The organism is Argonema antarcticum A004/B2 (genome assembly GCF_023333585.1).
GTDB lineage: Bacteria > Cyanobacteriota > Cyanobacteriia > Cyanobacteriales > Aerosakkonemataceae > Argonema > Argonema antarcticum.
The window spans coordinates 1-13,951 of sequence record NZ_JAIQZN010000055.1 but is presented as its reverse complement, the minus strand read 5'-3'; the positions used below and the strand labels follow the sequence as shown (position 1 = coordinate 13,951).

The window sequence follows — 13,951 nt, the reverse complement described above, 5'->3', positions numbered from 1 at the left end:
TTTTGAGTGATTTTGTGTCCCCAACTCCCGAACCTACCCAGGAACCGAATATTTTAGGCAAAATTGCCAGCGTTGTTGGTTTATTGGGTGCTGCACTTTTCTTTACTGGTTGGATTTATCGCTGGTCGTATTTCTATTTTTTTCAGTTGGAAATAACCACGCTAGATTTACCAGCGCAGTCGTTTTTTATTGTGCCGTTACAGGTATTTTTGGGTGATGGTTGGGCGATTTTGAAAACAGTGGTTGCTCTCGTTTTCAGTGCTGTGGCCATTCACATTACTCTTTGGTTGATTCAGTCGATAGGTAATGCAATTGCTGAAAAAATAGAGAGGTTCCGATCGCCCATTATTGTACCTATGAAAAAGCGTCAACAATCTTGGATATCTCGACAGCTTAAATCATTAACGGAATTTAGTTATACCGAATTTAACTCGATTAAATTTTTGCGATCGCTCTTAGATGAAATAGTCATAGTATTTTGGATATTAATCATTTTATATTGGTTAGCACGTTGGCAAGGAACTGCCGATGCAAGACGAGATGCTGGCTCAAATTCTACTTTACCCGTCGTTACTCTAGTTGCGCCTGAAAACCGTTTAGCCTTGGGACGTAAATTCGATCAGGAGTTCAAATCTCCTACAGGAAAAGGCTACCATTTCATTGGAGATAAAGGTTTATTTAATGATCTAGCGCCACGGCTACGAACAAATACGGCTGATTCAAAAGATCCGATCGTTTGGCGTTTACTGATGGAACGTGGCGGTTGGATTTATCTGTTTCCCGCCTTACCTCCAAATGCAAATCCTAATGATCGTCCTCCAGTTATCGCCATTCAAGAAAGTCAATTAGGCGAACAATTGATGATTCTTAGTCACGATGTGTCGAAAAAGCGATCGCCCTAATAACTCAAATTCAATAGGTACGTTGTTGCGCTTTAGCGCTCTTTTAGCGCTAAAGCGCAACAACGTACCTAATATCGATTCCGAACAAGAGCAAATTGAACGAATTAGCAACTTGAGTTAATAAAGTATAAATGCCAGAGGTTTGAACCGTGCGATCGCAAATTGTGGTAAACTATCAAAAAGATATGTTTCATCCGACTACCAGGGTCGAAGCGTCGAGCAAAAACCCTAATCCCTAATCCCAAATCTAAAATTATTAATCTAAGTGAGGACGGACAACTATGGCACAACTAGCACAACAAGAATGCACCGCCTGCACGGCAGATTCGCCCCGCGTCACCGCCGCAGAAATTGTACAACTTTCGCCGCAGATTCCCGACTGGAATATTGTGGAAGAAGAGGGCGAATCTCGGCTGAAACGTATCTACAAGTTTCCCGATTTTCTGAAGGCCCTAGACTTTACCAATAAAGTGGGCGAGATAGCCGAAAAAGCAGGTCATCACCCAGCTTTGCTCACCGAATGGGGTAAAGTAACAGTAAGCTGGTGGACTCATTCGATCGGCGGACTGCACAAGAACGACTTCATTATGGCGGCGAAAACCGATGAAATTGCCAGTCAGGTTGCTGAAAAGAAGTGATTAGACCTGTTGCAAAAGTCTTGGAAACCCCTCCCCCTAACCCCCTCCCCGTCCACGGGGAGGGGGGAAATTTCTTGTTCCCTTCCTGTGGATGGGGAGGGGGGAAATTTCTTGTCCTCTCCCCGTGGACGGGGAGGGTTAGGGTGGGGTTCTAAACATTTTTCCAAAAAGTCTATTAATAAATTCATCAAGATAATCTCAATACAATCTCACCCTTAATGAGTTCCCCAAAAACGATGAGCAATCAAACCGAAACACCTTTACCCCTGTTACGCACTCCCCTATTTGAACTAGCGGTAGAATTGAAAGCGCGACTAACTCCCTTTGCCGGATGGGAAATGGCTGTGCAGTACACTGGTATTGGGCAAGAACATCAGGCAATCCGAACCAATGCGGGGATGTTCGATATCTCCCATATGGGCAAATTTACCTTGCGGGGTCAAGAGTTAATTTCCAAACTTCAATACTTGGTGCCGTCGGATTTAAGTCGCTTGCAACCAGGTCAAGCTCAGTATACCGTTCTGCTGAATACCGACGCCGGGATTTTGGATGATATAATTTTTTATTACCAAGGACAGGATGAGTCTGGGGAGCAGTGGGGAGTGATGATTGTAAATGCTTCCACTAGAACAAGAGATAAAGCTTGGTTGTTGGCAAACTTGGAATCAGCTAATGTTACTTTACAAGATGTCTCCAAAGACCAAGTTTTGATTGCGGTTCAAGGGCCGCAAGCTGTCTCACATCTTCAGCAATTTGTCAAGGAAGATCTTACGCCGATTAAAGCTTTCGGTCATTTGGAAGCCACGGTATTAGATAAACCGGCTTTCATTGCTCGGACTGGTTACACTGGCGAAGATGGGTTTGAGGTGATGGTAGACCCAGCGGTGGGGATGCAATTGTGGCGCAGTCTGATTGCGGCGGGTGTGGTTCCCTGCGGTTTGGGTGCCAGAGATACGTTGCGCCTGGAAGCGGCAATGGCACTTTACGGACAGGATATTGACGATCGTACCACACCTCTGGAAGCTGGTTTAGGTTGGCTTGTTCACCTCGATACTAAAGGCGACTTTATCGGTCGTTCTGTGTTGGAGGAACAGAAAGCTGCTGGGGTGCAGCGTCGCTTAGTAGGTTTGGAAATGCAAGGACGGAATATTGCGCGTCACGGCTACCCGGTGTTGCACAATGGGGAAAAGGTGGGAGAGGTGACAAGTGGCAGTTGGTCGCCGACAATGGAAAAAGCGATCGCACTTGCATATCTTCCCACTCAGCTATCTAAACTGGGTCAGCAACTAGAAGTCGAAATTCGCGGTAAGGCTTATCCCGCTGTTGTGGTCAAAAAACCTTTTTATCGCGCTTCGTATCGAGCTTCTTAGTTTAACCTGGTATAGCTAGTGCAAGTGGTCAGTTGTCAGTGGTCAGTTGTCAGTGGTAAAAATCAACATTTCCAGAGCAATCATTGGCAATTTTTAGTAGTGAGTTATTTCCGCCATCCTGCACTAGGGGCTAGGGACTAGGGTCAGAAGGGTTTATAATCCGCCAACGTTTCAGGAATTCAGAATGTCCTAACCGCCAAGGCGGTTGCTATAACACAATAAATAAAAACTAACTTGGCTGCGTAACAACATAATAAACTAATTACAAAACAATGTTTAAAATGAAGTTATTAAGTCGAGCCGCGTTGACCAGGTTAGGAATTTTCAGCATCATCCTTGGTACGATCGATAAAATTAATTTCGATCGCTTGGCGCGGGTAGTAGCTGGGTTAGAAAGCGTTATTGGCGATTTGGCGATGTTCGAGATTGACTAACCAGTTGACCGAAGTCGCGGAGCATTTTAGAATAGCTAGCCACCGAAGTAAGATCGTCATTATGATCTGCACCCTCCACCCACAAAAAGCGCTTCGGTTCATTTGCAGCAGCAAAAAGTTGTTCTCCGTGGGAGAAAGGAATCACGCTATCAGCCGTTCCGTGAATAACTAAAACCGGACAGCGTACCCTTTTAATTTTATCGATATTGGCAAACTTATCGAAAGGTACAATAGGAATGTGCGTCACCACGAGAAAAGCTTTGGTGAAAGCACTTTCCACAATCAAACCCCCAACAGATTTACGCGAAGCTAAATCTACCGACGGGCCTCCACCAACCGATCGCCCATAGATTATAATCTTCTGAGTTGGAACATTCAGCTTAGTTGTCAAATAATCGTAGGCGGTGTCGATATCCTGATAAGCATTGCTTTCGGAAGGCGTTCCCCCACTCGTACCATAACCCCGATAATCATAGGCAAATACAGAAAAACCCAAGTCGTGCAATTCGCGCAGTATCGGTAACATATCTCCCAAATCTTCAGCATTGCCGTGACTGTACAGGATAGTGTAAGTTGCTTTAGGATTGGGCAAGTAAACAGCCGAGATCTGCACGCCATCAGCAGCAGTCAGCTTGAGAATATCCTTGGTGTCTTGATAAGTGGAGGGTTGAGGCTTAAAGATCATCCAGTCCGTAAAAAAGTAGCCGTATATGCACAAAGAAGCGTAAACAAAGAGGACGGAACGCACCAGTCGTTTAAGAGAAAAATCGCCGATTAGCAGCCGTTTGAGGGTTTTCTTGTCCATCGGATCGATCGTCCAAGTAAAGATTGAGCGAAAGCCAGAGCGATCGCTTAAAGAAAAGTTGTACACTAAAAAGCTGTTAGAGTCCGCTTTCAGTAGAAAAGACCTCGATAATCTGTATTAATAATCAGCATCTGCCAGTTTCCGCCTGCGTGCGATCGCGCCATCTGCTTGCAAAGCTACCTAAACTATAATCTTTTACTTGAAAGAGTGAGGAAGTGAAATGTCCTTAGAATATCCCGATGACCTGAAATACCTTGACAGCCACGAGTATGTACGACTCGATGGCGAGATTGCTACGATCGGCATTAGTGCCTTTGCCATAGACCAACTAGGCGATATTGTGTTTCTCGAATTGCCAGATATCGGCGAAAAGCTGACAAAGGGAGAAGCCTTCGGAACCGTTGAGTCCGTTAAAGCCGTCGAAGACCTTAACTCTGCGGTCACTGGCACCGTTGTAGAACGCAACGAGCCTATGGTACAATCACCAGACCTAGTGACGGAAGACCCCTACGGCGAAGGCTGGTTAATCAAGGTTCGCATCGACGACCCTGGCGAACTTGATGATGCTATGTCCGCTGATGAGTATCGCGCAGAGGTGGAAGGCGACTAAGAATACAGATGTAGAGTCAATTCATGAATTGACTCTACATCTGTAGTGGATGAGGCGATAAAATGCGTAAGTGCTGATTCGACTGACTTCGGAATTATTGTTACAAAGTAATAAGGAGTCAATTCTGGAGAAGATATTGTGGTCAATTACACCACTGATATGCAGTCAAGCAGTCAGCAGCAATTAGGAGAAATAGAACTAGATTCAAATTCCTTCCTTTGGCGGCACATAGGCCCAACGCCGGAGAAAATCCAGCAAATGCTGGAAATACTGGGTATTTCGACCCTTGACGCCCTGATTGAGGCAACAGTACCGCAAGCAATTCGGCTGAAGAATTCCCTACAACTGCCTTCATCCCAGAGTGAATATGCAGCCCTTACTCAATTAAAAGAGATTGCGTCTAAAAATGAAGTGTTTCGATCGCTCATCGGCATGGGCTATCATGACTGCATCACCCCACCCGTTATTTGTCGCAATATCCTAGAAAATCCTGGTTGGTACACCGCCTACACGCCCTATCAAGCAGAAATAGCCCAAGGGCGACTCGAAGCGCTGCTTAACTTCCAGACAATGGTAATCGATCTGACAGGCTTAGAAATTGCCAATGCTTCCTTATTAGATGAAGCAACAGCAGCCGCAGAAGCCATGACCATGAGTTACGGTCTGTGCAAAAATAAGGCAAAAGCCTTTTTTGTCTCCAAAGACTGTCATCCCCAAACCATTGAAGTATTGCAAACCCGTGCCAAACCCCTAGACATTGATATCATTGTTGGAGATCATCAAACAACTTCACCATTCGATCGACCAATTTTCGGGGCAATCTTGCAATATCCTGCCAGCGATGGCACAATTTACGATTACCGAAATTTTATCGAAAAAGCTCATACCGCCGGTGCCTTAGTCACAGTAGCCGCAGACATTTTGAGCCTGACTCTGCTTACACCCCCTGGCGAATTTGGAGCGGATATTGCGGTAGGAAGCACCCAGCGCCTTGGAGTTCCCTTGGGATATGGGGGGCCTCACGCAGCTTATTTCGCCACCAAAGAAGACTATAAGCGACAAGTTCCAGGCCGCATTGTAGGTGTATCCAAAGATGCAAACGGCAAAACAGCATTGCGTCTAGCACTTCAAACTCGCGAACAGCATATCCGCCGCGAAAAAGCCACTAGCAATATCTGCACTGCACAAGTTTTGCTGGCTGTAATTGCTTCTATGTATGCAGTTTATCACGGGCCAAAAGGACTTAAGAAAATTGCTGAAAATATCCACAAACTGACAGTAACTCTGGCAGCAGGATTGCAGCGTTTAGGGTATAGTATCGGTTCTGAGAATTACTTTGATACTTTGCGAGTGGAACTGGGAAGTCGCAGTCTAGAAGAAATTATCGAAACTGCCCAAACTCGTCGGATTAATCTGCGGAAATTGGATACAACTACTGTAGGACTTTCTCTAGATGAAACCACCACAGTTAAAGATTTGTTGGATATCTGGGAGATTTTTGCAGGTGGGGATGTTCCATTTACTGTAGCTGAAATCGTCGCCGATTCATCGTTACCGGAATCATTTGTTCGCCAAAGTAGCTATCTCACCCATCCAGTCTTTAACTGCTATCATTCCGAAACAGAACTTTTGCGCTATCTGCATCGGTTGGAAAGTAAAGATTTGTCGTTGACTTCATCAATGATTCCGTTGGGTTCATGTACGATGAAGTTGAATGCAACGGCAGAGATGGTGCCTGTAACTTGGCCGGAATTTGGCAAGATTCATCCGTTTGCACCTCAATCGCAAACGCGGGGTTATCAAGTTTTGTTTCAGCAGTTGGAAGAATGGTTGGCTGAAATTACGGGATTTGCAGGAGTTTCTCTACAACCAAATGCCGGATCTCAAGGCGAATACGCAGGACTGTTGGTAATTCGTCAGTATCACGAAAGTCGGGGTGAAAGTCATCGCAACATTTGTTTGATTCCTGAATCTGCCCACGGAACTAATCCTGCAAGTGCGGTGATGTGCGGTTTCAAAGTTGTTCCTGTTGTTTGTGACACCCAGGGGAATATTGACTTAAATGACCTCAAAAATAAGGCGGAAAAACATAGCAATGAACTTGCTGCTTTGATGGTGACTTATCCATCTACTCATGGTGTTTTTGAGTCAGAAATTAAGGAAATCTGCGCTATTGTTCACGAGAATGGCGGACAAGTTTATATGGATGGGGCGAATATGAACGCCCAAGTGGGATTGTGCAGTCCTGGTGATATTGGCGCAGATGTTTGTCATTTGAATTTGCACAAAACTTTCTGTATTCCTCACGGTGGCGGTGGGCCAGGAATGGGGCCGATCGGGGTTGCACAGCATTTGGTGCCATTTTTACCCGGTCATTCTGTTGTGGGAATTCTAAACAACTCTACTCAGCACTCAGCACTCAGCACTCAGCACTCTCGAATTGGTGCTGTTTCCGCTGCGCCTTGGGGTAGCGCCAGTATCCTGGTAATTTCTTGGATGTACATCGCGATGATGGGTGGCGCGGGTTTGACTCAAGCAACTAAGGTGGCAATTCTCAATGCTAACTATATTGCTCGTCGCTTAGAGTCTTATTATCCAGTTCTTTATCAAGGAAAGGCTGGTTTTGTGGCGCATGAGTGTATTTTGGATTTGCGATCGCTCAAAAAATCTGCCTCTATTGAAGTGGAGGATGTTGCTAAGCGTCTGATGGATTACGGTTTTCATGCCCCTACTGTATCTTGGCCTGTGGCGGGTACGGTGATGGTGGAACCGACGGAAAGCGAATCTAAGGAAGAGTTAGACCGTTTTTGCGATGCGATGATTGCTATTCGCCAGGAAATTGCGGAAATTGAACAAGGGAAGGCAGATATTCACGATAATTTGCTCAAAAATGCACCCCACACGGCAGAAAGTCTGATTACTTCCCAATGGAATCATCCTTATTCTCGCGAACAAGCTGCTTATCCCGCGCCTTGGACTCGCGAACATAAATTCTGGCCTGCGGTGGGGCGAATTGACAATGCGTTTGGCGATCGCAATTTTGTCTGTTCTTGTTTACCGATGGAGGCGTATTCCTGAAACCCTTGCCCCTGCCCCCAAACCCCCTCCCCGTAGACGGGGAGGGGGCTAAGAGGAAGAAGTTATCGATCTAAGAAAAAAAAGAAGCGATCGCATTTGGCGATCGCTTTTATCCCTCAGACCCTATAACTTTTATGGGCAATGGTATAGCAGTATTCAAGGCAGTTAGGATGTTCTTAATTCCATCAAACCCTTGAAACACAAGCCTTCTTCCCCTCTTCCCCTAGCCCCTAGTCCCTAGCTATATTTCATCTGCCTAGAAAACTAGCAGTATTGTCTAACTAGCTGCTTTGATTCTGTTTCCAACATCCTCAGCAAATCGCGATCGCCTCTATCTCTAGCAACTTGCAGGCGGTACTCCAGACGGCGACGGATATTAGCTAAGTGAGTTTTTTCCACCTCATCCAAAATTTGGCGACAGCTGCCAGACGTTGACATAACTCTAACAGGACTCTCTTCTGCTGCCGGTGCTGTAAAACAAGCTTCTGCGGTTGCACGAGGATTGGCGCAGTAGTTAACACCGCGATATCTTAAGTGAGGCGTTGGTTGCGGCACAGGAATATGTCTGGGATAGCTATATCTCCAATCTTGACCCCGGTATTTACCGCCAATCTCGCTTTCAGTAAATTCGCCGGTAGGTATGTCGTTTTCGTAGGTAGCACCGCGATAACTGAATTGCATAAATTTGGCCTCCTATGGAGTTATCTAAATCAGGGTTAAAAGTTAAGTCAAGCGATCCCGAAGGCATCACTGTTTATTAGAGTAGCGCTCTGAACGCTCATTTTGGTGTGATCCCCGACACAAAAATAGCAAATTTTTGTAAACTTCTGTAGCTTATGTTACCGTTTCTTATGAACTGGGCTAAAAGTCAAATTATTCTGACAAATTACACCTACCTATAGGCAGATGTAGAGGGCGGTATAGCTAGGGACTAGGGGCTAGGGGACGTTTTGAGTTTTGAAAAAGGGGCAAGAGGGCCAGTCCAGTAGAATAAATTCACAAAAAAACAATCCGATGTGTGGGTAGGGGCGAGAGCGAACGCAATCGGCAATAATTTTTCTGCTCGAATGCAACGCCTGCGCCGTGGTCTGTATAAGCGATCGCACCATGTTGCTTTTGTCAACCTCTTTTACTAGACTGGCGCTCTAGCAAAGTTGGATGATTAAACAGGCGGATGAAAATAAAAAGCCGCACCTAAAATTATGTAAGTTGCCAACAACAATCCTCCCTCCAACCAGTTAGAACGTCCGTCCAAACTGATGAGATTAGCGACTAAAACAGCAATTATTACAGCCACCACCTCAAAAGGATTGAAATTTAAATCCATCGGTTGACCGATCGCCACCCCTACCAAAACTAACATGGGAGCCACTAGCAGCGCAACTAGCAAGCTAGACCCCATAGCAACTGAAACCGATAAGTCCATATTATTCTTAATTGCTACGCTAACCGCTGTTACATATTCTGCTGCACCGCCAACTAAAGGTAAAAGTACAACCCCCGTAAAAAGTGGAGTCAACCCCAACGCTTTTGTCGTTTCCTCTACAACTCCCACGAAAATCTCTGACTCAAAAGCAACTGCTATAGTAGATACCAACAACACACCTACCCACAACCACAAATTAGGTTTGTGAGTTGACTCACCTTCAGCATCTTTGGGATTTTCTGACTCCAAATCTACTATTCCCACATCGTAAAGATAACTGTGAGTTTTCAATGAAAAAACCAGCGTTAAAGCATAAACTACGATTAACACTACCGCTGCTGTCAGCGAAAGATTGCGAATGGCAGTTTCCGCAACTCCATTTGAGGTATAAACTACCATTGTCGGCAAAACAATTGCAATCACTGCTAGAGTCATGCTTGAACCATTCACCCGCGCCACCACCGGCTGAAATACCTGTTCTTTATAGCGCAATCCTCCCAAAAACATGGAAAGTCCCATGACTAGGAGTAAGTTGCTGATAATGGTTCCAGTAATGCTTGCTTTCACAATATCAACCAATCCCGCTTTAAGCGCAACTAAGGCAATAATCAGTTCGGTAGCATTGCCGAAGACTGCATTTAACAAACCGCCAATAGATGGGCCAACAACGATCGCCACTTCTTCAGTGGCAGTGCTTAACCACACGGCTAGGGGTACAATGGCTAAAGCCGATGTGATGAAGACTGTCAGCGAACCCCAGTGTAAGTATTCAGCGGCAATGGAAATGGGGATGAAGATTAAAAGGACGTAAGAAATTATTTTCTTGATTCCCATAATAAGTTCTGGCCTTTATCCAATGGTTAGATCAATCATACAGTTTTTCAGCAGCGAATGTAAGTAAGATCATAAATTATCATGAGTTTTTTTCCTCTAAAGAGTCAGCACCTGGTTTGGCATTCCCCTTTAATTGGGAGAAAACCCGATAATCCTCCCACTCAGGAATCGAATGCTCATCTGAATTATAATTATTTATCTTAACTAAATTATATTCTACGTCTTCAGCATAAATAGTAAACGTAACATTAAAAATTTCCACAAAATTAATTATCAACTGACAGTCTGACTCGGAAAAATTTTCATAGTATCGAATCAAATCGGCGATACACCCTTCTAGACGTAGGCGAGACGGCTGGCATATCAAAACTATCTTGAGAAGTAAAATGACTAAAATCAGCGGAGTTTTTTGAAAAATTAATAAAATAAACATTTCCGATGGTGACTGAGAATTTTCAGTTGTTAAAAACTCAATGACTCGTTCGCAAGTTTTTAGTAAAAGTAGCTTGTTTATTGGTTCCGCATCATAACTCTCATAAAGAACGTTGAATTTTTCAGTAAGCTTGATATTGAGAGTTGTTTCCAACTGTTTATTAGCCAAACAAAACATTAGATATTTCTGGAGGCTACGCTTGAAATCTTTGTAGGTAAGATGTTGAGTTTGTTGAATAAAAATATTAGCTAAGCTGACATAATTGAACTGTCCTCGTCTCGCTACAATCATTTTAATTAGATTAATTACTTCATCTCCCAAACCAGTTGGATTCTTTAGCGTATTGTCTATTGTTCCAGCAGACGCGGCACGAGATGTGTACATAGCAAGATCGAATTTGAACTTATCTTTCAGTTGTTTAGATAGCGTTCTAGCGGCTTTGCGTTGTTCAATTGGGTTGGTGCGATCGATGTATTGAGGAACTAACAAATAAGAAGTATAACGGTAACTCCAGTGACCTTTTTCCCGGTCTTCATGTTTTAAAGCAAACATTTTAAGATCTTGGTAGTCTTTACTATTTATGAAATTTTTTAGCCATTTTCTAATTATACGCAACTTCTTAGAAGTAGGATTTTGACTAATTAACGGCTCTGAAAGTATTGCGATTAATTCACGAATGGCTTGATGCTCTCTGGCGGCTTCCCAATTGTTAACTAAAATATAACAAGAACGCTTGAGTGTATTTTTAAATTCATCCTCATTATTGGCAAAAACAATTTCATGAATCGCTTGTGAAGGTGCAGAATTTACATTTTCCACAAAATTAATAAATAAGTCTTTAAATAAAGACAAAACAAAGGTTGGGTCTTTTCTCTTTACAAGATCTAACAACAAAGTGTAAATAGTTTTCTGGGAGTCATAAACAATACAGCGAGCTTGCGTATTTAACTCAACAGGTAGTTCAGTTTGCAGATCATCTGGTAAAACATCCATAACGCTCCCTGATTCTTTATAGCGGTTTTCAGTTGCATGAAGTACAAGAAACCTGGCAACGTCTGTGAAACTCGGTTTTCTGTAACTCACTCACCTGATGCGATCGCCTTTTTTAACTGAACCAAAAACATGGACTCGTTTGCAATCCTTCTCCAGAAGGATTTTGACTGCAAAAGTTGTAATTCCCGTCTGGTTCATTAACTAATACCATTTCTCTAAAATTACGCAACAGTAGGTTGATTGTATGAGCTAAACCAAACGCTGTGTATTCTAGCATTCTTTTTTAGAACTGGTATAAGTTAAAAAAAGAGCGATGTTAACATCGCTCAAAAGAAATATAGCCAGATCGACTAGAAATCAGATATGCCCACAATTAAAGTTGTTAGATGTGGCTGCTAACATTTGATTCGCAACTTCGATCTTCTGGAGTACCGATTCAGCGCAGATATGAAGGGCAGCAGATTCGGCGTCTGTAAGAAGGTCATTTTGCTGCTTCTAACTGATCGACGCGCAGCCACATATTCGGAGTTGGAACTTTACCAAACTTCACCAGGGCATACTCACCCCGCAAGTCTACAACTTCGCCTTTACTATCAAACAGATAGGGTGGCCAACGCGGATCGCTGGCTTTAGCTTCTAGACTATTTTCCAATTTTTCCCGAACAGCGTGAACTAGATCGCCTTTTTTTATTGCCATAGCCTGCCCTTTGAGAATTTTTTCACTTCTTTATTCACAATTATCAGCTACTGGTAGAAGTTGTTACAACATTGCGATCGCACCTGACCCCCTCCCGTAGCCTCTTTTTTTCTTTTTTTCTTTTGACTTTTGACTTCTCTACCTCTGACACTGGGGGCAAAAATGAGACGATCGGCCCGCCAACTTAAATCGTCCAACTGCCGTCCCGCAGACGCGACAAGGTTCCCCGGCGCGTTTATAAACCCAGGCGACACCGCCATAGTTACCGTTAACGCCCTGGACATTCAGAAAATTACTAAAAGTCGTTCCTCCGGCCTCAATTGCCGCTTGCAACACCTGAATAATGGCACTGTGCAAGCCCTCGATTTGCTCTCTGCTCAAAGCCGAACACAGCGTCGTCGGTCGTACTTTGCTCACAAAAAGAACTTCATCTGCATAAATATTGCCCAGTCCAGCTACCAACTTCTGATCCAGGAGTGCCGTTTTGATGGGGCGGCGGCTGTTTTGCAATTGTCCAGCCAAGTACTCGACGGAAAACTCAGGTGAAAACGGTTCTGGCCCCAATTTTTTTAGTCCCGAAATCACATTTTCGGGTTTATCTGTCGGGGCGACCCACCACATCTGACCGAAAGTCCGTTGGTCAACAAAGCGCAACTCGCGGCTTTCTTCAAAAAACAGTCGCACCCGCGTGTGTTTTTGCAATGGCTCATCCCGATGCAGCCACAGCAGCTGACCTGTCATCCGCAGGTGAACTCCCAGCCAGCCAGCCTTGGATTGGAGACTGGGGACTGGGGACTGGGGATTGGGAACTGGGAACTGGAGATTGGGAAGTTCTTTCCCTGCTCCCCCGCTCTCCCACTCTCCCACTCCCCCGCTCCCCCGCTCCCCTTTTACGAGTTCTGCCAGCAGGTATTTGCCGCGTCGATGCCACTGGGCAATTTTGACACCTTGCAGCGGAGTTAGAAAATCGGCAACAGAAACAGGGTGGGCAACAGTGCGCGGTAGCAACACATCCCCACCCTCTATTTGCCGATCGAGGGTGACTCGATCGAGGCCCCGTCTAACTGTTTCAACCTCTGGCAGTTCTGGCACAAGTTAACGCTTTTCGGTTCCTTGGTTGGGGCCACCTTCGACAAGCGGATCGCCACTTCCAGACTCGGGCTCGGCAGTAGCCTTGGTGGTAGTTTTGCTGGCAGGGCCAGTCTTGCGGATACCCGCTTCGACGGGGGTTTGGTAGCCACCGGAAGGTGTCTTGCCTTTTTTCGCTCCTGCTTTCGCGCCAGCAACTTCTACCAGTTCATCCGGGCTGAAGTTATTGGTGTTGACGCCAGCGTAGTTGACTTTATCAAAGCGAACGATAACTGAATATTTGATCCCGCTTTGATCGATAGAGGCAACTGTTCCTAGATCTTGGAACCAGTAGGACTCTTTACGGAGAATTCTGACCGTAGAACCACGTTGAACCATGATTGCTTTCCCTTTCGAGATGATTTTCTACCGATTGAGTAGTTGTTTTTCAGAGTACTACCGGACAGTGACGCACTGTTAGGTTTAGTCTTTAAGTTTTGTTGCTATTCTATCCTTAGCACGCGAACGAAATGGGCTAGGGGCTAGGGGAAGAAGGGGAAGAAGGGAGGTGTGGTCAAAAACAGTTGGGGACAAGGGGGACAAGGGGGACAAGGGGGACAAGGGGGACAAGGGGGACAAGGGGGACAAGGGGGACAAGGGGGA

14 protein-coding genes are annotated in these 13,951 nt (G+C 44.9%); 7 read left to right on the top strand and 7 right to left on the bottom strand.

Annotated features, from left to right (window positions below; genetic code table 11):
- The first annotated feature begins 14 nt into the window (after positions 1–14).
- The 5 genes from LAY57_RS21675 (at position 15) to LAY57_RS21660 (ending at position 3,344) form a co-directional block, all read left to right on the top strand.
- The gene (locus LAY57_RS21675; RefSeq protein WP_249068930.1) at positions 15–902 is read left to right on the top strand and encodes a hypothetical protein; all 888 of its coding nucleotides are present in this window, start codon (positions 15–17) and stop codon (positions 900–902) included.
- Between the two features lie 281 nt (positions 903–1,183).
- Positions 1,184–1,540 carry a 4a-hydroxytetrahydrobiopterin dehydratase gene (locus LAY57_RS21670; RefSeq protein WP_249068929.1) on the top strand — a complete coding sequence of 119 codons (357 nt, stop codon included), beginning with the start codon at positions 1,184–1,186 and terminating at the stop codon, positions 1,538–1,540.
- Positions 1,541–1,758: 218 nt separating this feature from the next.
- Positions 1,759–2,910 carry a glycine cleavage system aminomethyltransferase GcvT gene (gcvT, locus tag LAY57_RS21665; RefSeq protein ID WP_249068928.1) on the top strand — a complete coding sequence of 384 codons (1,152 nt, stop codon included), beginning with the start codon at positions 1,759–1,761 and terminating at the stop codon, positions 2,908–2,910.
- A gap of 18 nt (positions 2,911–2,928) precedes the next feature.
- Positions 2,929–3,051, top strand: coding sequence for a hypothetical protein (locus LAY57_RS35915; protein WP_275994273.1), 123 nt, complete (start codon positions 2,929–2,931; stop codon positions 3,049–3,051).
- 140 nt (positions 3,052–3,191) lie between these two features.
- Positions 3,192–3,344 (top strand): hypothetical protein, encoded by a 153-nt coding sequence (locus LAY57_RS21660; protein ID WP_249068927.1) that lies wholly within the window; start codon positions 3,192–3,194, stop codon positions 3,342–3,344.
- Here the strand turns inward: LAY57_RS21660 and LAY57_RS21655 are convergent.
- Entirely contained in the window at positions 3,310–4,149 is an 840-nt protein-coding gene (locus LAY57_RS21655) for an alpha/beta hydrolase (RefSeq protein WP_249068970.1), read from the bottom strand. The two genes, LAY57_RS21660 and LAY57_RS21655, sit on opposite strands and share 35 nt — an antisense overlap.
- 220 nt (positions 4,150–4,369) lie before the next feature.
- Here LAY57_RS21655 and gcvH point away from each other — a divergent pair, with 220 nt between their 5' ends.
- Together gcvH and gcvP are read left to right on the top strand one after the other, a co-directional pair.
- Positions 4,370–4,759, top strand: a complete 390-nt coding sequence (gene gcvH / locus LAY57_RS21650; protein WP_249068926.1) for a glycine cleavage system protein GcvH — start codon at positions 4,370–4,372, stop codon at positions 4,757–4,759.
- 159 nt (positions 4,760–4,918) lie between these two features.
- Positions 4,919–7,837, top strand: coding sequence for an aminomethyl-transferring glycine dehydrogenase (gene gcvP, locus LAY57_RS21645; protein ID WP_249068969.1), 2,919 nt, complete (start codon positions 4,919–4,921; stop codon positions 7,835–7,837).
- A 264-nt stretch (positions 7,838–8,101) separates the two neighbouring features.
- Here the strand turns inward: gcvP and pirA are convergent, their stop codons facing one another.
- From pirA to LAY57_RS21615, 6 genes are all read right to left on the bottom strand, one after another.
- Positions 8,102–8,518, bottom strand: coding sequence for an arginine synthesis PII-interacting regulator PirA (gene pirA / locus LAY57_RS21640; RefSeq protein WP_249068925.1), 417 nt, complete (start codon positions 8,516–8,518; stop codon positions 8,102–8,104).
- 481 nt (positions 8,519–8,999) lie between these two features.
- Positions 9,000–10,097: a calcium/proton exchanger gene (gene cax, locus LAY57_RS21635; protein ID WP_249068924.1), complete on the bottom strand. Its 1,098-nt coding sequence runs from the start codon at positions 10,095–10,097 to the stop codon at positions 9,000–9,002.
- A 79-nt stretch (positions 10,098–10,176) separates the two neighbouring features.
- Entirely contained in the window at positions 10,177–11,523 is a 1,347-nt protein-coding gene (locus LAY57_RS21630; protein ID WP_249068923.1) for a Sll1247 family protein, read from the bottom strand.
- A gap of 481 nt (positions 11,524–12,004) precedes the next feature.
- Positions 12,005–12,220, bottom strand: a complete 216-nt coding sequence (locus LAY57_RS21625) for an NAD(P)H-quinone oxidoreductase subunit O (RefSeq protein WP_249068922.1) — start codon at positions 12,218–12,220, stop codon at positions 12,005–12,007.
- Positions 12,221–12,358: 138 nt separating this feature from the next.
- Entirely contained in the window at positions 12,359–13,312 is a 954-nt protein-coding gene (locus LAY57_RS21620; RefSeq protein WP_249068921.1) for a DNA-formamidopyrimidine glycosylase, read from the bottom strand.
- A gap of 3 nt (positions 13,313–13,315) precedes the next feature.
- Positions 13,316–13,687, bottom strand: coding sequence for a photosystem I reaction center subunit IV (locus tag LAY57_RS21615; protein ID WP_249068920.1), 372 nt, complete (start codon positions 13,685–13,687; stop codon positions 13,316–13,318).
- Between the last annotated feature and the right edge of the window lie 264 nt (positions 13,688–13,951).